Genomic DNA, 19,602 nt, shown 5'->3' on the forward strand with positions numbered 1-19,602 from the left:
GCTTACGTTTTACTACTCACTACCAACTACTCACTACTAAAATATGAACCACGCCCAGGTGCGGGCCCTGCTCGACGAGAAATACCGGCACTACGACCAGCCCGGCTTTATTACCCTTGACCCCATCAGCATTCCGCACCAGTTTACGCTACGCCAAGATGTAGAAATCAGCGGGTTGTTTGCGGCGCTGTTGGCCTGGGGCCGCCGGCCCACCATCATCAGCAAGTGCCGGGAACTGCTGCAGCGCATGGATAACGCGCCTTACCAGTTTATCCGCCAGCATCAGGATGAGGACCTGAAGCGGCTGCTGGGCTTCTGCCACCGCACCTTCTGCGACACCGACCTGCTGTACTTTGTGCATTGGCTGCGCTGGTTTTACACCAGCCATGACACGCTGGAGGATGCGTTTCTGGTAGGTAGCACCCAAAAAGAGCGGCTCGAAAACTTCCACAACCTGTTTTTCAGCCTCAACGACGCGCCCCAGCGTACCCGCAAGCACGTGGCCACCCCTGCCCGGGGCTCGGCCTGCAAACGCGTGAATATGTACCTGCGCTGGATGGTGCGCCGCGACGCCCACGGCGTGGATTTTGGCCTCTGGACGCGCCTCTCACCCGCCGACCTCATCTGCCCCTGCGACGTGCACGTGGAGCGCGTGGCCCGCCGCCTGGGTTTGCTGGAGCGTAAGCAAGTGGATTGGCTGGCCGCCGAAGACATCACCGCCCACCTTCGCACCTTTGACCCCCAGGACCCCGTGAAGTACGACTTTGCCCTGTTTGGGCTGGGAGTGGAAGGGGAGATGTAGGGTTGGTTAATTGTTATATTACAAGTAGTGAATCTTTCCGCTCCCATCTACTGTTTATCTTCGCATTCCATTCCGATTTCCAAGACTCCCCGATTTGATTTTACCCCAGAATTTCGAGCAAAAGATTGGCTTCACGCAGCTGCGTGACATGCTGGATGGCCTGTGCCTAAGTGCGCTGGGCCGGCAGTACGTGGCCAAAATGAGCTTTCAGACCAATGCCGACCAGCTGGAAAAGCTCCTGCTGCAAACCGACGAGTTCCGGCAGCTGCTCAACAGCGGCGCGGAGTTTCCCGGCTCCCACTACCACGATGTAAACCAGCACCTGGTGCGCGCCAACCTGCCCGGCTCCTACCTGGAGGTGGCGGCGTTTTATGCCATCAAGATGAGCCTGCGCACCATTCGCGAGGCCCTGACGTTTTTTACCAAAGCCGAAGAAGACCTGTATCCCACGCTGCGCCTGCTGGGCATTGGCGTGCAGGTCGACCGTAACCTGCTGGCCGCCCTGGATAAAGTAGTGGACGACGAAGGCCTCGTGCGCGACGATGCCTCGCCGCTGCTGCGCCAGATTCGGCAGGAGCTGATTACCCGGCAGGTGCAGCTACGCAAGCAGATTGCCGGCATCCTGCGCCACGCCCGGCAGGAAGGCTGGGTGCCCGAGGGCTCTGAGCCTACCATCCGGGGTGGCCGTTTGGTGCTGCCGGTAATTGCCGAGCACAAGCGCCGCGTGAAGGGCCTGATTCACGACGAATCGGCCTCAGGGCAGACGGTGTACATTGAGCCGGAGGCCGTATTCGAGCTCAACAACGATATCAAGGACCTCGACAACGCCTACCACCGCGAGCTGGTGCGCATTCTGCTGCAGCTCACGGCCCAGCTGCGCCCCCACATTCCGGATTTGCGCAAGGCCTATCAGTACCTGGGCCTGCTCGACTTTATTCGAGCTAAGGCTCAACTGGCCCGACGCTTGGAAGCTACCCTGCCCACCCTGCACCCGCGCCCGATGATGCGCTGGCAGCAAGTGCGCCACCCGTTGCTGTACCTCACCTTCCAGAGCCACCCCAAGGACGATCCGCGCGAAGTGGTGCCGCTGGATATTGAGCTCACGCCCGAGCAGCGTGTCCTGCTGATTTCGGGGCCCAACGCGGGTGGTAAGTCGGTGAGCATGAAAACGGTGGGCTTGGTGCAGTACATGCTGCAGTGCGGTCTGCTGATTCCGGCCGGTGAAAACTCGGAGGCCGGGCTGTTCGATGATATTTTCCTCGACATCGGCGACGAGCAGAGCCTGGAAAATGACCTGAGCACGTACTCCTCACACCTGCTCAGCATGAAGCAGTTTGTGACGCTGGCCAACAAGCGCAGCCTGGTGCTCATCGACGAGTTTGGCACCGGCACCGAGCCCAGCCTGGGCGGAGCCATTGCCGAGGCCGTGCTGGAGCAGCTCAACCGGGCCCGGGCCTTCGGCGTCATCACTACCCACTATACCAACCTGAAAAACTACGCCGAGCGCACCCCGGGCATCGTGAACGGGGCCATGCGCTACGACCCCGACCAGTTGCAGCCCCTGTACCGGCTGGAAATTGGCAAGCCGGGTTCTTCGTTTGCCATCGAAATTGCCCGCAAAATCGGTCTGCCCAAGCAGCTGGTGGAGCGCGCCACGCAGCTGGTGGGCAAGGATAAAATCCGCTACGACCGGCTGCTGGAGGGCCTCGAGAAGGAAAAAACCGAGTTGGAGCAGCGCACTGCCGAAGCGGCCAAGGCCGAGCGGCGCATGAAGAAAGCCGCCCAGGAATATCAGGACCTGAAAAAATACCTCGACGATACTACCCTGGAGGTGCTGCGCGATGCGAAGGCCAAGGCTAAGCTCCTGCTCAAGGATGCTAACCAGCAGATTGAGGCTACTATTCAGGAAATCCGGATTGGTCAGGCGGAGAAGGAGCGCACCAAGGAAGCCCGCGGCAAGCTGGATACCTTCGTGCGGGAAAAGCTCCACATCGAGCCGCCCAAGCCCCGCGCCACCCGCGAAATGGCCGACCCCAACACCCTCAAGCCCGGCGACAAAGTGGCGCTGCTGGGCCAGGAGGGCCACGGCGAAATCATGAGCGTGAAGGGCAAAACGGCCGAAGTGAGCTTCGGCGGGCTGAAAACCATCGTAAAAGTCAGCCAGCTGGAGAAGCTCACGCGCTCCGAAATCCGGGAGCGGGAGAAAACGTCCGCCCGCAAAGCTCCGGCCCAGCACGCTACCCTGGACATAACGGGCCGTATGGCCGGCTTCGATACCACCCTCGACCTGCGCGGGGAGCGGGCCGAGGATGCCCTCAACCGCATTATGGCCTACGTGGACGATGCCGTGATGCTGGGCGTGCCGGAAATCAAAATCCTGCACGGCCGCGGCAACGGTATTCTCCGCCAGATTGCCCGCGACTATCTGCACCGCGTGAAAGAGGTAGCCAGCGTAGCCGACGAGCACGCCGACCGAGGCGGCGACGGGGTGACTATTGCCGTATTGAAGTAAAACGCCACATCTTTGCTGCCCGCTCCGGTACCCAATTGGGTACCGGAGCGGGTTTTATTTTGTGTCCGGCTTAGACAATGAAAAGATCTTTAACCCGCGCGGTACTTATTGTTACGGTGTTGCTGACCACCCTGGCTACCTATGCACTTCTGACCGACCGGGTGATGCCCTGGAACAAGCAGGCCGCCATTGACACAGCTCTGGCATGGGGAGGGCTGAACCCGTTACCTGTACAAACAGTAGACGTTGATGTACGGACGGAGGGCAGTATGTTCAGCCGGAAAATCATTCTGGGTTTCGCGTGTGCTCCGGTGGAGCTGGCCGCGTGGATTGCACGGAATAAGAAGTTGGCTACCGCTCATTACAGGCTTCAAAACGGAACGAAAACGTACGAAATACGCCCAGGCGAAGCAGGCGCTTATGGAGGCACTATCGTTGTTAAAGGGCAGATTGTAAGAATTGAAATGAGTTGGAGTTGATAGTAGCCTACGTGTACCCGCTATTCTGTTAGTTTTTGATTGACTGATGCCAGTTTACCGTTACACTAGCTCATTATCCGTTAAGGAATTGATGAAGAAAGCGCATCTGTTTATTGAGCAGGAAGGCGGACCATTGCACAAACATTCCTACCGGGCGTGGTGGTCTGGTGAATATGAGTTGTCAATTGAGCCATTCCTTGCCTTCGGCACATCCGTAGGTGGCAGGATATACCGTGAGCCGGCCGTCTTGTCGATTTCCAGGCCCGCCGATGATTCGGTAATCGAATTGCGACTTTCAGATTCAACCAGCCGCACAAATGCCAAGCGTGCTCTGCTGGTTATTGCTGGCGTAATGCTGCTTGTAGCAGCCCAAAACCAGCAATGGCCGGCCGCAGTTGCCGCCGTAGTGGTGGCGGCCGCCGGATTTTATGCAGGGAATGGTATTGGGAAATCGACGCATGCAATAATCAAGTATGATTTGGAGCGGAGTTTCCACCTTTGTCCTGCGTGAACACATACACCCTTTACAACTAGCCGATGTGTACGGGGTAGAGTTGAACTTCTACTCCGTATGCAACAGCACGTCTCGCCGCCCTATGCACCCCCGTAACCCCCACAACGCCCGTTACGATTTCGCCCAACTGCTACAGGCCTCGCCGGAGCTGGCAACCTTCGTAGTGCCCAATCCGGCCGGCGACCAGACTGTGGATTTCAGCAACCCCGCTGCTGTGAAAGCCTTGAACCGGGCGCTGCTGAAGCAGTTTTACGGGGTGCAGCACTGGGATATTCCCGCGGGCTACCTGTGCCCCCCCATCCCGGGCCGGGCCGATTACCTGCACTACGCCGCCGACATACTAGCCGAAACGAACGGGGGGGAAGTGCCCATTGGCAAAACGGTGCACGTCTTGGATATTGGCGCGGGGGCAAACTGTATCTACCCGATTATTGGCTCCCAGGCGTATGGTTGGCGCTTTGCTGGCTCCGAGATTGATGCCGTTGCCCTGAAAGCGGCCCGCTCCATGGTAGCGGCTAACTCTGGGCTGGCTGGCCGCATCGACTTGCGCTTGCAAACGCACGCGGCCTTTATTTTCGAGGGCATTATAAAAGCGCGGGAGGAGTTTGACCTAGTGGTCTGCAACCCGCCGTTTCACGCCTCGGCGGCCGCGGCGGCAGAAGGTAGCAAGCGTAAAAACCGCAACCTGGGATACGCCAAAACTCCAGAGCCAGTACTCAACTTTGGGGGGCAGAACACCGAACTGTGGTACGAAGGCGGGGAGGAGAACTTCCTCAAGCGGATGGTAGCGCAAAGCGTAGCCTTCGGCCCGCAGGTGCTGTGGTTTACCACCTTAGTTTCCAAGAAAGAAACGCTACCCAGCATCTACCACTTCCTGAAACTGGCTGGCGCTGTGGAGCAGAAAACGAGTAATATGGAACAGGGTCAAAAAATCAGCCGCCTCGTAGCCTGGACGTTCCAGACGCCCGAGCAGCGGCAGGCCTGGGCCGCACGGCGGTGGAAATAAACTAACTAATTCAGAAGCAGTGAAGAATTATAGAGCAATGTGTCTGGTAGTGCTAGTGGGTTGTCAAAGCCCGAGTACACCAGCCAACACTATTGATATTGTGGAATATTCGGCGACGAACGTCGACTTGCCAAAGCTGGTCAGCCAAAGAATAAGAACTGGTAAAACGCCGATTCTCTACTTCTACGCAGACTGGTGCGGGCCCTGCCGACGGTATCGGGAGTCGTTGCCTGATCCTGCTTTGCAAGCAGCTCTGTCGAAAGCTACTCTGGTCAAAATTAACATTGATACAGATTCCATATATTCTTCTTTGTACAACATCCAGGCGGTACCTACATTCGTCAAAATAGATAGCGCAGGCAACGTCCTAGCTCAGATTACCTCCGATGAGTGGAATGAAGACGTCCCGGAAGCCATTGCGCCGGTTATGCGGGGCTTAGCAGAGGGGCACACTTATGATAGTAGAACACAATAAAAAGGCGGCTCCCGGTACCGGGAGCCGCCTTTTTACATACAGGGAAACAAAAGTGTAATTTCTATTCTCTCGTTTCGGAACTTCAGCAACCTACTCGACCACCACGCGGCTAACCTGCGTCGATTCGGCGGTTTCGATTTGCACCATATACAGGCCGGCGCGGAGCTGCGAGGCATCCACGCTTACGTCCTGACCATTGAGGGCTTTGGTCTGGTCGAGTACTACGCGGCCAGTGGCATCACGCAGGATTACGCGGGCCGTGCGGGCGGCACCCGACTGTACGCGCAGCTGGAACTGGCCACGGGTAGGGTTGGGGTACACCTGCACGCTGCTCTGCTGTACCGTAGCAGTTTTATTGCTCAATACTAGGTTACATACCTGCACACCGTTTTTCTCATCGGCAATGCGCTGAGCAAATTCCTGGTAGTATTGGTTGGTTACGCGGGCATCGTGCACGATGAGCGTGTTTTCGTCATTTTCGGTGTTAGCCGAGAGGCTCCAGTTGTGCGAGCCCACAAACACCTGCGGGTCCGACTGGGCGGCGCCGGCGTCGATGATGGCATATTTATGGTGCATAATGCCGGGGCCGTTGTACACCATAATGCGGTTGCCGATAACCCCCTTGATGTTGTCGAAAATGCTCTGGGCAGCCGTGTTAGCGGTTATTTCATTCAGCAGCATCTCCGAGCAGTTGCCGATGTTCTTCTGCTGAATCTGGTTGCGGATGGCGTTGCCGATGTCGCTCTGGGTGAGCAGCATGGTGGCAATGTGCAGGTCATTGTCAGCCGTTTGAATGGCTTGAATGAGGCGGCCGTTCACGTTATCGGTGGGCGAGAACCACGACTCTACCAGCTTGCCGCCGATGTTGAGGTAGTGAGGCGTGTTATCGGTTTTGCGCGAGCCAAACAGGGCCGTAGCCTGCGTGCCCGAGCCCCACATCTCGTTGAACTCCACGGTGTACACCTTCGCCAGCGACTGGTCCTGGATGGCAATGGAGTTGTTGCGGTCGGTGCTCAGCTGAGCGGGCGTCCAGTTGGTTGAGCCCGTCCATACCCAAGGTTGATTGGGGTTGGTGCTGTTGGCATCAATCACCACAAACTTGTTGTGCATGATGTTCTGCTGGGTCTGGCGGCCGAGGCGCGGAATGCTGCTATCCATGTTCTGGATGCTGGCATTAGCGTTGTCGTCCTCGTAAATCACGCGTACGGCCACACCCCGGGCTTTGGCAGCCTGTACCGCCGTCAGAATGGTGGGGCTGTTCCAGTTGTAGATGGCAATGTCCAGCGTTTGCTTGGCCAAGCCAATGTAGCGGGCAATGGTATCGGCCACGGCACCATTAGCGAGGTACAGGGCGTTGTTGCCGGGGCTGGCCAGGGTGGTATTCACCGGGTTGGTGAAGTACGTACGCATCTTACCCGTCGATTGTGAAGCCGTAATCATGGGAATCACGCGCGACTCGGAGAGGCCCACGGCGTTGGTGCTGCTGGCTTTCACGTAGTAAATGGTAGCCGGCTGCAGGCCCGAAATAGCCAGCGTGTGGCTAGTGGTGCTTGTGGAGTTGGTTACGGCCGTGAACGGGCCAGCTGCCGAGGTGGCGTACTCCAGCTTGGTGTCGCCGGCGTTCTGGGTGGTGTAGTTTACCGTGAAGCCCGTGGTGGTAATATTGGTGGGCGCGGGCACGTTCACGAAGTTGGGCGTATTGCCCTGCTGGAAGTCGGCGTAGAGGCGGGGCAGCAGCTGGTAGCCCGTGTTGCCGGCCGTATTGGTGAACTGGCTCATGATGCCGACTACGTCAAACGTACCCGTGGGGGAGGGCTTGCCAATCAGCCCGTCGGGGCCGGTGGAGCCGGCATTCACGTACATAATAGTGGTGGCGTTACCACTGATACGGTAGGTAGTGCTGGAAAACGCCGTTACGGCGGCCCCGGCCGTGGTGGTCACGGTGGTGGCGTTGGTGAGCTTTACCAACTGGCCTTCGTAGGCTTCAGCGTAAGCAGCGGAGGCATTGGCAGCCGAAAACGACACCGGCGTAGGCAGTGGCTTGTTGCCGGCCACAACTGTCAGCGTCGTTACGGGGTCCAGTTCCAGCAGGCCTTTGTAGTCTTTCAGGGTACCCGTCACCACAATGGAGTCGCCGGGGCGCACGTTGGTGTTCAGGGTAGCCGAGTACACACCGATACCGGCCGTTTTGTCCTGGATGTACCGGATAGCGCCCAGTTCGGGGCCGTTGGTTACCACGCCCGTGAGCGTGACGGTGGCCCCGGAGGTGCCGTAGGCGGGAGCTTGCGCCCGGGCCTGGGAAATAGGAATGACCGCTTGCGCGTGCGCAGGCAGCCAGCCAGCCATGCTAAGAAGCAAAACCAACAAGGGTAATTTTTTCATCAAAGAAGAAAAAGGTTTGGGGGAAGGTGTGCTACTGAAAAACGGAGACAAATATCCTGATTTTCAGCGTAAATATTGGTGCCACACAGATGAAGACTTCATGATGCCCGCGTACCGGCGGGAGCCTGTCTTAGCGGCCCACGGGTTTCTTTTTGTTGTCGGTGAGCATAGGCACGGCCGGGGCAGCGGAGGTACCGGCCGTGTTGGTGGAGGATACTCGTACGTAGTAGGAGGTATTAGGCTCCAGGTTGTTGATTTCCACCGAATGCATGCGGGTAGGCGTGGGCAACTCCACCATGGTGCCTAAGGCGGCCGTTTTGCCGTATTCCACTTTGGAAGTGCCGGGGTTTACTGTTTGGAACACCACCGTAAAGCCATTGCGAAACACGTTGGTAGGCACCGGCTCTCCGGTAATAGCCGGCAGTCCGCCCGCCACCACAAAATCCGAATACAGGCGGGGCAGCAGTTGATAACCGCCCATACCGTTCTGAGTAAACTGGCTCACAGTACCCACCATATCGAAGGTGCTGCTGGGCGGGGTTTTATCCACTAGGCCTTTCTCGCCGGTGGAGGCCACGTTGATGCGAATGGGATTAGCTTTCTGCCCATTCAGCAAGTAGTTGGTGTTGCCCTTTAGGGCTTCGGCCGGGGTGCCGGTGCCCGTGGTAAGGCTGCTCACGCCTTTGATGCGCACCAGCCGGCCCTCGTAGGCATCGTCGAACACGGAGTTCATATCGGTAGCTGGCACATCAACTACAGTTACCGGGCGGCCCGAGGCTATTTTGGTTACCGAGGCAACGGGGTCCATCTCCAGCAAGCCGTTGTAGTTTTTGAGTGTGCCCGTGATATGCACACTGTCGCCGGGTACTAAGGAGTGGAGCGAGGTGTTGGTAGTCGAAAACACGGCCAAGCCAGCCATGCGGTCTTGCACAAACCGGAGCTGGCCCAGTTCCGGGCCATTAGTAACGGTGCCGCGAATGGTAACCGTGGCCCCGGGGCCAGCCGCCCGGGCCGCCGTAATGGTAGGCGGGGCCGGGGCTGCGGTAGCAGGGACCGGAGTAGATGAAGAAACTGGTTTGGCCGAAGCCGTTTTACGCTGGGCCTGAGCTGAAAGCACTACGGAAGCCAACAGAACGGGCAGAAAAACGCGTTTCATGTAGAGAGGAGGTTGTGTGGGATGAACCCGGAAACAAGTGAGGTTGCCGGGTAAAAGCAGTGCAGTAGGGTAAGCAGTCGAGTTTAAAATTACGGTGCTGCTCGCAAACGTGTGAAGTTTTTTTCCGGAACGTCCAAAATCTTGAAAATCAAACGGCCCGGTCGCCTATAAAGCAACCGGGCCGGGTCAGGCACTTACAGAATGTTTACCTCGGGATGCAGCTCAATGCCGAATTTTTCGCGCACCGAGGCAATAATATCGTAGGCCAACTCCCGAATGTCGTGGCCCTGCGCCCCGCCGTGGTTTACCAGCACCAGGGCCTGTTTGTCGTGCACGCCGTGGGGGCCCCGGCGCAGGCCTTTCCAGCCGCATTGCTCAATCAGCCAGCCCGCGGGTACTTTCACGCCGCCCGGCACGGGGTAGCCCGGGATGCCCGGGTGCTGGGCCCGCAGCTCATCGAACTTGGCTTGGGACACCTCCGGGTTTTTGAAAAAGGAGCCGGCGTTGCCAATCTGGGTGGGGTCGGGGAGCTTGCTGCGGCGGATGTGCATCACGGCCTCGCTCACCTGGCGCGGGGTAGGCTCACCACCTATACCCATGTCTTCCAGCGTGGTTTGGATGGCCCCGTAGCTGACGTTAGGCTGGGGGCGGCGGTGCAGGCGCAGCACCAGGCCGGTTACCACGTACTGGTTTTTGAGCGGACCCTTGAACACCGATTCCCGGTAGCCGAAGCCGCACTCCGAGGCCGAAAACGTGCGCACCTGCCCGGTGGCTAACTCCAGGGCCTCCAGGTGGTCGAAGGTGTCTTTCAGCTCGGCCCCGTACGCCCCAATGTTCTGGAGCGGCGCGGCACCCACCGTACCCGGAATCAGGGAGAGGTTTTCGATGCCGTTGAGTTCCTGGTCGAGGGTGAACTGCACCAAATCGTGCCACAACTCACCAGCTCCGGCCCGCACCAGCGCGGAATCCTCATCTTGCCCGGCAACTTCCAGTCCCCGAATCTCATTTTTGAGCACCACGCCGTCGAAATCCTGGGTGAAAAGCAGGTTGGAGCCTCCGCCCAAGATTAGCTTTTCAGCTTGCTGCACTTCGGGCAGGGCCAGCAGGGCGCGCAACTCTTCCACCGAGGTAAATCGGGCAAACAGCCGGGCCTTCACATCAAGCCCAAAGGTGTTGTAAGGACGGAGCGAAACTGCCTGGTCAAGTTGGGGAGCCGGAGCCATAAGTACGGAAAGCGGATGTTACAGGCGCAAAGGTAGCCGTTTGCCGCGTTCAGCTGCGCAGGCTCTCTGTGTAGGCGCTCATAAACCAACGCGGCCGGCTCCTAAGGAAGCCAGCCGCGTTACAAGTCGAGAAACTAAGCAATTAGCGCACCTGATAACCACGCATGGCGTAGTACAGCAGGTAGGCGTAGCACAGGGCCGGCAGTACGAAGGCCACCCGCAAGCCGCCCGCGTAGGTAGCCACGGCCCCCATCAAGAAGGGAATAACGGCTCCGCCTACAATGGCCATAATCAGATACGAAGAGCCTTGCTTGGTGAGCGGGCCCAAGCCTTTGATGGCCAGCGGGAAGATTACCGGCCACATGATGGAGTTACAGAGCCCGCACAGCACCACCAGCCACAGGGCCGCCTCGCCCCGAATTAGCACGGCGGCCAGCACGCTCAGCAGCGCTACGGTACACACTAGCACCAGCGCGTAGCGGGCATTGATGCGCTGCAGCAGCGGAATGCCCGCCGCCCGGCCCACCAGGGAGCCAAACCAGTATGACGATACCAGCACTGCGCCCACCGCCTTGGTGAAGCCGGCCGTGGTATCCACCGGGGCCGGGGCCTGCCCAAACAGCACGGCCATGTAGTTCACGGCCACGTTGAGGCCCCGTACCAGCGCCTGCGTAAAGCCCGATAGTTGATTGATATTTTGGGCTTCGCCGAAGCGGATGAGGTAGTCGCCTAAGCCAACCTCTACGCCCACGTACAGGAAAATGGCGGCTACTCCCAAAGCTAAGTGAGGGTAGCTGAGCGCCGAAGCTCGGGCCGGCAGCGTGGTGTCGTCCGAAGCAGTTTCCTCATCGGCGAAAGATTCTAGTTCCGGCAGCTTCAGCAGGGCAAATATTCCGGCCAATACTGCCAGAAACACTGCCAGGCCAATGTAGGGGCCCTTTACTAAAGCAGCTTCCTCACTCAGGCGCTGAGCGACGGGCATAGCCGCCAGCCGAGCTTTCAGTATCTCCGAACCACCAAACAAGAGCATCCCGCCCAGCAACGGCGACAACGTGCCCCCGAAGTTGTTGGCCACGCCCACCAGGCTCACCCGAGAAGCGGCCCCACTGGCCGGCCCCAGCACCGATACGTAGGGGTTGGCCGCTACTTGGAGCAGCGTAATGCCGGCCCCCAGCACCGCCAGGCCCAACAGAAATACGCCGAATACCCGCGAGTTGGCCGCCGGAATAAACACCAGTGCCCCCACGGCCATAATCAGCAATCCTACCACGATGCCGCGCTGGTAGCCCAGCCGTTTCAGCAGCACCCCCGCCGGCAGCGACATCAGGAAATACGCCCCGAAAAACGCTACTGACACTGTAGATGACTGAAAATCACTGAGCTGACACACGTCCTTCAAGTAAGGCATGAGGACCCCATTGAAGTTGGTAACGGCCCCAAACAGGAAGAACAGGCTCGTCATGGCGGCCATAGGCAGCGCGTAGCTGCGGGTGGCCGTGCTGGTTGTAGCCGTGGTAGAGGAAGAAGTGGGAATAGCCATAAAAGGCGGAGTTGAGAGAAACAAAAAGCCGGCCCGAGAGGCCGGCTTAGCAATGCTACGGAGTTTTTTTGGGAAAACGGCACTACCTGGGAGGCGCAGCCAGCGGCCAGCCAAGCCGTTGCAGGTATTTGGCGCACCTGGCGCAAAAGCCGGTTTCCGCGTCGGTTGGGTTGCCGCCTTCAGCGTCGCGCATAAAGCAGCTGGGCACCGGGCAGTGGGGTAGGCCCTGCGTATGCCCAATTTCGTGGAGCACCACTTTATAAAACTGGCTGGATACGTTGCGCCGCAGCCGGAAGCTGGATACCACGGCCGCCCGGCCCGGCTGGTACCCCAACCCCAGCACGCCCCAGTCGCGGCGGCCGTTTTTGGAAGTGCTGATGTCGCGTTGCGTGAGGCCGATAACTACGGTGTCGGGCTGGTACTGCCGTACCAGATAGCGCAGCAGGGAATCGGCGCGGTACCGGTGGCGGGGCGGGTAGTAGGACGCCTGGGGCAAGCCGCGTGGGCGAGCCAGCACGACAGCTACCTGTTGTCGTTGCAGCTGATGCCGCACCGAATCTGCCAACTGCTTCGGAAAGCCTCGGAAAGGTTGCAGCACTAGGACTGGCGGCTGGTTGGGGGGCCAGTGACAGCCGATAGTGCCAAATAGGAGCAGAAATATACTTGTGCGTGAGAACAGCACTGGGCTAGGAAGCAGGTGCGGGTGCCGGCCGCTCTACGAAATAATACAGGTCCCGTTCCAAGTTGTAAGCCACCTCCTGCATACTGCGCCGCGCCCTGAAATATGGAATTCCAACGAAGAATATGCCCTGCACCGACATGATGAGCAGCAGGATACTCAAATTGACCAAGCCCTTACTCCGTGAAATCAAACTGATTAGTGCAAACAGCACGAAGAACAGATAAAAACAGGCGGGAGCCAGCACAAAAAAAGAGGCACCATTCAGTTCACCTTCAAGCCGCACTCCGGATTCAGTTTGAAGAAGATTAGCTTCGATAGTAGGCAGAAAGGCCTGATTGCCATCTGTGCGAGGCTTTATCCGTATAAAGTTAGGTTGAATAGTCCCACTATATGGCGCAATTGTAGGCGAGAAAATGCGGCCCAGCCTGCCGAATGGATTGATATGCGGTGGGGCAACGTGCGGCTTCAGACGCTGCAGAAACTCGTCTTTGCTAATAGGGAAATCAAATACCAGAGGAGTAATTAACTGAACCCGCCGAAGTAAGTCTTTCATAGAAAAAGATAGTGCTGCCCAAATAGGAAGGCAGTCAAAGATACATGCTGGAGCCGCCTACGCGCCGTATCTTTGCGCTTCTTTTCGCGCTTATTGCCCAGTATCATGCCTCAGCCCAGCCGCCGCTCCACGCCGTTTTATATGACTGCCACCACCCAGTTTGGGCTGGAAGAGGTGCTGGCGGAGGAGCTGCGGCAACTGGGCGCCAAGATTGAGAAAGTGGGCCAGCGAGCCGTCGAGTTTGTGGGCGACACGCAGCTGCTCTACGAAGCCTGCCTGTGGTGCCGCACGGCCATGCGCATCCTGCGCCCCTTCGCCGGCTTCTACGCCCGCGACGAGCGGGCCCTATACCGCGAAGTAAGCCGCATCGACTGGCAGCGCTACATCAGTCCCGACCAGACCTTCGCCATTACGGCCGTGGTCAACAAGTCCACCTTCGACCACTCCTTGTTTGTGGCCCAGCTCACCAAGGACGCCATCGTGGACCAGTTCCGCAACCGCCTGGGCCGCCGCCCCAGCGTGGACGTCAAGAACCCCGACATCCGGCTGCACCTGCACATGATTGAAAATGAGGTGACGCTCAGCCTCGATGCCTCCGGCGAATCATTGCACAAGCGCGGCTACCGCCAGCAAACCAACGTGGCCCCCCTCAATGAGGCCCTGGCCGCCGGCCTGCTGCTGCTAGCGGGCTGGGACGGCAAAAAGACGCTCATCGACCCCATGTGCGGCTCCGGTACCCTGCTCACGGAGGCCGCCATGCTAACCCAGCGCATTGCCCCCGGCCTGTATCACCAGGGCAAGTTCGGCTTCGAGAACTGGCCCGATTTCGATGCCAAGCTCTGGGAATCGGTGCAGCTGGACGCCCGCCAGGCCCGCCTGGAGGAGCCCCAGGCCTACCTAGCCGGCTCCGACCTCTCGCGCGAGTACATTGAGCTGGCCCGGCAAAACGTGGCCGCCGCTGATCTGGAGGATTTTATCCGCCTCGGGGTGCGCGACGTGAAAGAGGCCAAGGCCCCGGCCAAGGAGGAGCCCGGCATCGTGATTATGAACCCGCCTTATGGGGAACGAATCGGGGAGGAGTCGGAGATGGATGCCCTGTACAAAACCATTGGCGACACGCTCAAATCGGGCTTCCAGGGCTATGATGCCTACATTTTCACCGGTAACCTGGAAGCGGCCAAGCGCATCGGCCTGAAAGCCAGCCGCCGCATCCCGCTCTACAACGGCCCGATTGACTGCCGCCTGCTGAAATACGAGTTGTACCAGGGCACGCGAAAGGTGAATAAGCCGGAGTAGGTGGTAGCACAGTAGAGTGCATGTAGAACATCATTCCGAGCTTGTCGAGGAATCTTACGTGCTGATGGTGGCTTACCATAGAACGACCACCGCATCGTAGCCCAGGGTTTAAACCCTGGGCTAATGCAGCAACGTCAGCACGCAAGATTTCTCGACAAGCTCGGAATGACGTTCTTTATTCATAGCCGCCTCGCCCGTATCTTCCGCTTCCCAATTCCCCCTGAAGATGAAGAAGACCCTATTCCGCCTGCTGGTAGCGGCGGCCCTGCTGCCATTCACCACCTCGGCCCAATCCATCACCCGCCTGAACCCCACCAACTGGTGGGTGGGCATGAAGCACAACACCGTGCAGCTGCTGGTGTACGGCCCCCAGGCCGGTACGCTTACCTACACTGTGAACTACCCCGGCGTGAAGCTGGTGAAAACCAACACCGTCGAAAACCCCAACTATGCCTTCCTTGACCTCGTTATTGCGCCCACCGCCAAACCCGGGCAGGTGGCGCTGGTGGGCAAGAAAGGCGCGAAAACCGTAACGCAGAATTGGGAGTTGAAAGCGCGCGACAACTCGGTAAAAGCCCAGGGTGTCACGCAAGCTGACCTGATTTACCTGGCCATGCCCGACCGGTTTGCCAACGGGGACCCCTCGAACGACAAGTTCGCCGACATGGCCGACCCCAGCTCCGACCGCGCCAATCCCTTCCTGCGCCACGGCGGTGATTTGCAGGGGGCCGCGCAGCACCTCGATTACCTGAAGGAGTTGGGCGTAACGGCCGTGTGGTTTACGCCCGTCATCGAGAACAATCAGGGCCTGACGGATGAGGGCGGGGTTAAACGCTCGGCTTACCACGGTTACGGCTTCACTGACCACTACAACGTGGACAAGCGCCTGGGCGGCAACGCGGCCTACAAATCCTTTGTGCAGAAGGCCCACGGCATGGGGCTGAAAGTGGTGCAGGATGCCGTGTACAACCACGTAGGCAACAACCACTGGTTTGTGCAGGATTTGCCCATGAAAAGCTGGCTGCACCAGTGGCCCACCTACACCAACACCAGCTACCGGCAGCAGCCCATCACCGACCCCCACGCCGCCCAGATTGACAAGCGTGTGACCCTGGATGGCTGGTTTGTGCCCTTCCTGCCCGACCTCAACCAGCAGAACCACTATGTGGCCAACTTCCTTATCCAGCACGCCCTCTGGACGGTGGAGAATTTTGGCGTAGATGCTTGGCGCATCGACACGTACATGTACAACGACCAGCCCTTCATGAACCGCTGCAACGCGGCCTTGCTCACAGAGTATCCCAAGATTCACATTTTCGGGGAGTCATCGGTGAACAATGTGGTGGACCAGGCCTACTACGTGCGCAACAAGGTGGATTTTCCCTTCAAGTCCAACCAGCCCGGCGGGCTTGATTTCGTGCTGGAAAATGCCATGTTGGCCGGCCTGCGCGAAGTGGGCGGCAAGGATGCCACCGGCTGGGACAACGGGGTGCAGCGCGTGTACCAGGCCCTTGCCCAGGATGGACTGTATGTGGCTCCGGAAAAGTTGGTGACCTTCCTCGACAACCACGACCACAACCGGTATTTGTCGGAGGTTGGGGAGGACATCAACAAGTTCAAGATGGGCCTGACCTGGCTGCTGACCACCCGCGGCATCCCCAGCATGTACTACGGCACGGAAATCCTGATGAAGAACTTCAAGGACCCCTCGGATGCCGAAGTGCGCCGCGACTTCCCCGGCGGCTTCCCTGGCGACCAGCAAAACAAATTTACCGCCGCCGGCCGCACCGAGGCCGAAAACGAGGCTTTCACCTTCGTGAAAACCCTGGCCAACTACCGCAAAACCCACCCGGTGCTCAGCTCCGGCAAGCTCATGCAGTACCTGCCCGAAAACGGCCAGTACGTGTACTTCCGCTACTCCGACGCGGGCACCGTCATGGTAACCACCAACTCCACCTCTGCAGCCGCCAGCCTGCCCACCGCCCGCTTCGCGGAGCGGATGAGCGGCTTCACCAAAGCCCGCAACGTAGTTACCGGCGAAACCATTTCGGACCTGAAAACCCTGCAGATCCCCGCTAAAACGGCCGTGGTGCTGGAGTTGTTGAAGTAAGAGGTCAGTGAAAAAAAGCAAACCGTCCAGGCCGACAGTTATGCTGTCAACTTGGACGGTTTGCTTTTTCTATGTGGTTTGTGAAACCCTAGCCCGCATATTCCCGGCATGCCTCGGCGCAGGCGCGGCAAGCTTCGGCGCACTGCTGGCAATGCGTAGCGTTGTGCTTGCCGCACTCGTTGGCGCATTTGGTGCACACTTCAATGCATTCTTTGATGAGGTGCTTGGCGTGTTCGGAGCCCCGGGATACCAGGCGGGCCACTAAGGCGCAGATGTCGGCGCAGTCCCGGTCGAGGCGGATGCAGCCGACCATGTGTTGCACGTGTTCTTCCAACAGGCAGGAAGTGGCGCAGAACTCGCAGGCGGCTACGCAGCGGTTCAGGGCATCGAGTAAGGCTTGGTGTTGAGCGGGGGAGGTTGGCTGAGTCATAGGACAGAAAACAGAATGGACAATGCTTCATTCTACGGCAAATACTGCCGGTGCGGCCGTTCAGGATTTGGCCGCCTGCGTGCACGATTCCTGCCCCGTAATGGTTAACTGAGCACTTTCACCCCGCCCGGTTTCGCCGTATCTTTACCCCATGTTATTTGCCCCCGAACAACTTGCCCCGACCATCGAATCTGCCCGCCTCGTACTGAAAAAGTACTACGGCTACGACAACTTCCGGCCCATGCAGGAAGACATCATCGGCACGATTCTGAGCGGGCAGGATACGGTGGTGCTGATGCCCACCGGCGGCGGCAAAAGCATCTGCTTTCAGGTGCCGGCCGTGGTGCAGGAGGGCGTATGCGTGGTGGTGTCGCCACTGATTGCCCTGATGAAAGACCAGGTGGAGGCCCTGAAAGCCAACGGTATTTCGGCCGCCTACATCAACAGCAGCGTGGGCCAGAGCGAGCAGAACAACATTGCCGCCGACTGCCTCAACGGCTACCTCAAGCTGCTGTACGTGTCGCCCGAAAAGCTGCTCTCGGAAGGCTTCCTGCAGTTTCTGCGGCGGTTGCGCATCAGCATGTTTGCCATCGACGAGGCCCACTGCATTAGCTCCTGGGGCCATGATTTTCGGCCCGAGTACACCCAGCTGCGGGTGCTGCGGGAGCAGTTTCCGCAGGTGCCCATCATTGCCCTCACCGCCACCGCCGACCGCCTTACCCAGCGCGACATCCAGCAGCAACTGCGCCTGAACCAGCCCCGGGTGTTCCTCTCGTCGTTTGACCGGCCCAACCTCAACCTGATTGTGCGCCCGGGCCAGGACCGCATCAACGGCATCATCGAGTTTCTGGAGCGCCACCCCGGCGAGTCAGGTATCATCTACTGCCTCTCGCGCAAGCAGTGCGAAACCCTGGCTCAGAAAATTCAGGCCAAGGGTATCAAGGCCGGCTACTACCACGCCGGCATGACGCCCAACCAGCGTGGGGCTGTGCAGGAAGCGTTTCTGAAGGACGATTTGCAGGTGATTGTAGCCACTATTGCCTTCGGTATGGGCATCGATAAGAGCAACGTGCGTTGGGTGATTCATTACAACCTGCCTAAGAACATCGAGGGGTATTACCAGGAAATTGGCCGTGCCGGCCGCGACGGGGCGCCGGCCACGGCCGTGCTGTTCTACAGCTTCGCCGATGTGATGAGCCTGCGCGACATGCTCACCAAGGAAAATCCCAACCTCACTCAGCTTAACCTCACCAAGCTGGAGCGCATGCAGCAGTTTGCCGAGGCCGCCGGCTGCCGCCGCAAAATCCTGCTCAACTACTTCGGGGAAGTGCTGCCCCAGGACTGCGGCAACTGTGACATCTGCCGCAACCCGCCCACCACCTTCGATGGTACCGAGCTGGCTCAGAAAGCCTTGTCGGCCGTAGTGCGGGGGCGGGAGCGGCTCAGCATTAACCTGCTGATTGACGTGCTGCGCGGCATGCGCAACCAGGCGGTGCTGTCGGGCGGCTTCGACCAGATTAAAACTTACGGTGCCGGCCGCGACCTGCCCTACCTGGATTGGTACAGCTACGTGCACCAGATGCTGAACGACGGCCTCGTGTACATCGCCTACGAGGAAGGCTACACCCTGAAGCTGACGCCGCTGGGCAAGGAGGTGCTGCAGGGCCAGCGCCCCGTGTCGATGAAGAAATTCCAGCCCGCAGAGAAGGTTGAAAAGCCCGCTAAAGGCCGCAAAGCTGCCGCCGCCAAAGCCGTGGCCGCCACGCCCGAGGCGACGCTGTTCGAGGCGTTGCGGGCTCTGCGCAAGCGCATTGCCGACGAGCAGGGCGTACCACCTTACGTTATCTTTACGGATACCACCCTGCAGGAAATGGCGGTGGAGCGCCCCGTGAACCGCAACGCCATGCTGGCTATTTCGGGGGTGGGCATGAAGAAGTTTGAAACCTACGGTGAGGCGTTCATCCGGGAGGTGCTGGCTCACGGGGGCAACCCCGCCGCCCTGGCCGACTTGGATGAGGATGACCTGCCCCTGGGCTTGAACGGTGACAGCGCCAGCCCTGCCCGCGCCCCACGCAAGCGCGCTGCCAAGGCCGCGCCCACGGAAGCAGCCGGGGATGGGAATGGCACCATGGAAACCACTTTCCAGCTGCACCGCATGGGCCTGAGCGTGGAGGATATTGCTGCCCGGCGCGACCTGGCCGTATCCACGGTACAAACCCACCTTACTACCGGCTACGCCAAGGGGCTCGACATACGCATCGAGCAGTTCCTCAAGCCCCAGGAGCTGGCCGAAATCCAGACGGCCCAGGCTCAGCTCGGCGGCAGCCCCATGCTCCGCGACCTGTTCGACCACCTGCGGGAGAAATACGACTATTTTCGGCTGCGGCTGGCGCTGCAGTATTTCAAGCGCCTGCGCGGGGAGTAGCTAAGAGTTCAAATCTG

General features: G+C 59.1%; 16 protein-coding genes. 9 read left to right on the forward strand and 7 right to left on the reverse strand.

Translation table 11 applies throughout. The features are described 5' to 3' along the window. Positions 1-43: 43 nt before the first annotated feature. The 6 genes from LF252_RS04620 (at position 44) to LF252_RS23120 (ending at position 5,788) form a co-directional block, all read left to right on the forward strand. Positions 44-802 (forward strand): TIGR02757 family protein, encoded by a 759-nt coding sequence (locus LF252_RS04620; RefSeq protein ID WP_226268121.1) that lies wholly within the window; start codon positions 44-46, stop codon positions 800-802. 94 nt (positions 803-896) lie between these two features. Then, positions 897-3,314: an endonuclease MutS2 gene (locus LF252_RS04625; protein ID WP_226268123.1), complete on the forward strand. Its 2,418-nt coding sequence runs from the start codon at positions 897-899 to the stop codon at positions 3,312-3,314. A gap of 77 nt (positions 3,315-3,391) precedes the next feature. Further along, complete coding sequence (locus LF252_RS04630; protein WP_226268124.1) at positions 3,392-3,793, forward strand: hypothetical protein; 402 nt, start codon at positions 3,392-3,394, stop codon at positions 3,791-3,793. A gap of 46 nt (positions 3,794-3,839) precedes the next feature. Beyond that, complete coding sequence (locus LF252_RS04635) at positions 3,840-4,304, forward strand: hypothetical protein (RefSeq protein ID WP_226268126.1); 465 nt, start codon at positions 3,840-3,842, stop codon at positions 4,302-4,304. Positions 4,305-4,389: 85 nt separating this feature from the next. Then, the gene (gene rlmF, locus LF252_RS04640; RefSeq protein WP_226268128.1) at positions 4,390-5,313 is read left to right on the forward strand and encodes a 23S rRNA (adenine(1618)-N(6))-methyltransferase RlmF; all 924 of its coding nucleotides are present in this window, start codon (positions 4,390-4,392) and stop codon (positions 5,311-5,313) included. A gap of 37 nt (positions 5,314-5,350) precedes the next feature. Further along, positions 5,351-5,788, forward strand: coding sequence for a thioredoxin domain-containing protein (locus tag LF252_RS23120; RefSeq protein WP_226268708.1), 438 nt, complete (start codon positions 5,351-5,353; stop codon positions 5,786-5,788). Between the two features lie 90 nt (positions 5,789-5,878). Here the strand turns inward: LF252_RS23120 and LF252_RS04650 are convergent, their stop codons facing one another. The 6 genes from LF252_RS04650 to LF252_RS04675 all read right to left on the reverse strand — a co-directional run bounded on the left by LF252_RS04650 (position 5,879) and on the right by LF252_RS04675 (position 13,324). Continuing rightward, a complete protein-coding gene (locus LF252_RS04650) occupies positions 5,879-8,134 on the reverse strand; it encodes a phospholipase D-like domain-containing protein (RefSeq protein ID WP_226268130.1) in 2,256 nt (751 codons plus the stop codon). Positions 8,135-8,300: 166 nt separating this feature from the next. Continuing rightward, a complete protein-coding gene (locus tag LF252_RS04655) occupies positions 8,301-9,326 on the reverse strand; it encodes a hypothetical protein (protein ID WP_226268132.1) in 1,026 nt (341 codons plus the stop codon). A gap of 194 nt (positions 9,327-9,520) precedes the next feature. Further along, positions 9,521-10,549: a UDP-N-acetylmuramate dehydrogenase gene (murB, locus tag LF252_RS04660; protein ID WP_226268134.1), complete on the reverse strand. Its 1,029-nt coding sequence runs from the start codon at positions 10,547-10,549 to the stop codon at positions 9,521-9,523. A gap of 142 nt (positions 10,550-10,691) precedes the next feature. Continuing rightward, the gene (locus LF252_RS04665; RefSeq protein ID WP_226268137.1) at positions 10,692-12,089 is read right to left on the reverse strand and encodes a sugar MFS transporter; all 1,398 of its coding nucleotides are present in this window, start codon (positions 12,087-12,089) and stop codon (positions 10,692-10,694) included. Between the two features lie 82 nt (positions 12,090-12,171). Then, positions 12,172-12,687, reverse strand: coding sequence for a hypothetical protein (locus LF252_RS04670; RefSeq protein WP_226268139.1), 516 nt, complete (start codon positions 12,685-12,687; stop codon positions 12,172-12,174). An 88-nt stretch (positions 12,688-12,775) separates the two neighbouring features. Continuing rightward, on the reverse strand, positions 12,776-13,324 hold the full coding sequence (locus LF252_RS04675) for a hypothetical protein (RefSeq protein ID WP_226268141.1): 549 nt from the start codon (positions 13,322-13,324) through the stop codon (positions 12,776-12,778). Positions 13,325-13,429: 105 nt separating this feature from the next. Between LF252_RS04675 and LF252_RS04680 the strand changes: the two genes are divergently transcribed. Together LF252_RS04680 and LF252_RS04685 are read left to right on the forward strand one after the other, a co-directional pair. After that, complete coding sequence (locus tag LF252_RS04680; RefSeq protein WP_226268144.1) at positions 13,430-14,620, forward strand: THUMP domain-containing class I SAM-dependent RNA methyltransferase; 1,191 nt, start codon at positions 13,430-13,432, stop codon at positions 14,618-14,620. Between the two features lie 226 nt (positions 14,621-14,846). Further along, a complete protein-coding gene (locus LF252_RS04685; protein ID WP_226268145.1) occupies positions 14,847-16,730 on the forward strand; it encodes a glycoside hydrolase family 13 protein in 1,884 nt (627 codons plus the stop codon). 88 nt (positions 16,731-16,818) lie between these two features. Here LF252_RS04685 and LF252_RS04690 read toward each other — a convergent pair whose 3' ends face one another. Then, the gene (locus LF252_RS04690; protein ID WP_226268147.1) at positions 16,819-17,160 is read right to left on the reverse strand and encodes a four-helix bundle copper-binding protein; all 342 of its coding nucleotides are present in this window, start codon (positions 17,158-17,160) and stop codon (positions 16,819-16,821) included. Positions 17,161-17,311: 151 nt separating this feature from the next. Here LF252_RS04690 and recQ point away from each other — a divergent pair, with 151 nt between their 5' ends. After that, positions 17,312-19,585 carry a DNA helicase RecQ gene (gene recQ / locus LF252_RS04695; RefSeq protein ID WP_226268149.1) on the forward strand — a complete coding sequence of 758 codons (2,274 nt, stop codon included), beginning with the start codon at positions 17,312-17,314 and terminating at the stop codon, positions 19,583-19,585. Positions 19,586-19,602 lie beyond the last annotated feature (17 nt).

Origin of the sequence: Hymenobacter pini (genome assembly GCF_020421205.1) — a bacterium.
GTDB classification, from domain to species: Bacteria; Bacteroidota; Bacteroidia; order Cytophagales; family Hymenobacteraceae; genus Hymenobacter; species Hymenobacter pini.

Excerpts from the sequence above, each read along its gene's own strand:
- LF252_RS04685 (WP_226268145.1), top strand. The coding sequence starts at position 14,847 with ATGAAGAAGACCCTATTCCGCCTGCTGGTAGCGGCGGCCCTGCTGCCA.
- rlmF (WP_226268128.1), top strand. The coding sequence starts at position 4,390 with ATGCACCCCCGTAACCCCCACAACGCCCGTTACGATTTCGCCCAACTG.
- LF252_RS04650 (WP_226268130.1), bottom strand. The coding sequence starts at position 8,134 with ATGGCTGGCTGGCTGCCTGCGCACGCGCAAGCGGTCATTCCTATTTCC.
- LF252_RS04690 (WP_226268147.1), bottom strand. The coding sequence starts at position 17,160 with ATGACTCAGCCAACCTCCCCCGCTCAACACCAAGCCTTACTCGATGCC.
- LF252_RS04665 (WP_226268137.1), bottom strand. The coding sequence starts at position 12,089 with ATGGCTATTCCCACTTCTTCCTCTACCACGGCTACAACCAGCACGGCC.
- LF252_RS04680 (WP_226268144.1), top strand. The coding sequence starts at position 13,430 with ATGCCTCAGCCCAGCCGCCGCTCCACGCCGTTTTATATGACTGCCACC.
- recQ (WP_226268149.1), top strand. The coding sequence starts at position 17,312 with ATGTTATTTGCCCCCGAACAACTTGCCCCGACCATCGAATCTGCCCGC.
- LF252_RS04635 (WP_226268126.1), top strand. The coding sequence starts at position 3,840 with ATGCCAGTTTACCGTTACACTAGCTCATTATCCGTTAAGGAATTGATG.
- LF252_RS04620 (WP_226268121.1), top strand. The coding sequence starts at position 44 with ATGAACCACGCCCAGGTGCGGGCCCTGCTCGACGAGAAATACCGGCAC.
- LF252_RS04630 (WP_226268124.1), top strand. The coding sequence starts at position 3,392 with ATGAAAAGATCTTTAACCCGCGCGGTACTTATTGTTACGGTGTTGCTG.
- LF252_RS04675 (WP_226268141.1), bottom strand. The coding sequence starts at position 13,324 with ATGAAAGACTTACTTCGGCGGGTTCAGTTAATTACTCCTCTGGTATTT.
- LF252_RS23120 (WP_226268708.1), top strand. The coding sequence starts at position 5,351 with ATGTGTCTGGTAGTGCTAGTGGGTTGTCAAAGCCCGAGTACACCAGCC.
- LF252_RS04655 (WP_226268132.1), bottom strand. The coding sequence starts at position 9,326 with ATGAAACGCGTTTTTCTGCCCGTTCTGTTGGCTTCCGTAGTGCTTTCA.
- murB (WP_226268134.1), bottom strand. The coding sequence starts at position 10,549 with ATGGCTCCGGCTCCCCAACTTGACCAGGCAGTTTCGCTCCGTCCTTAC.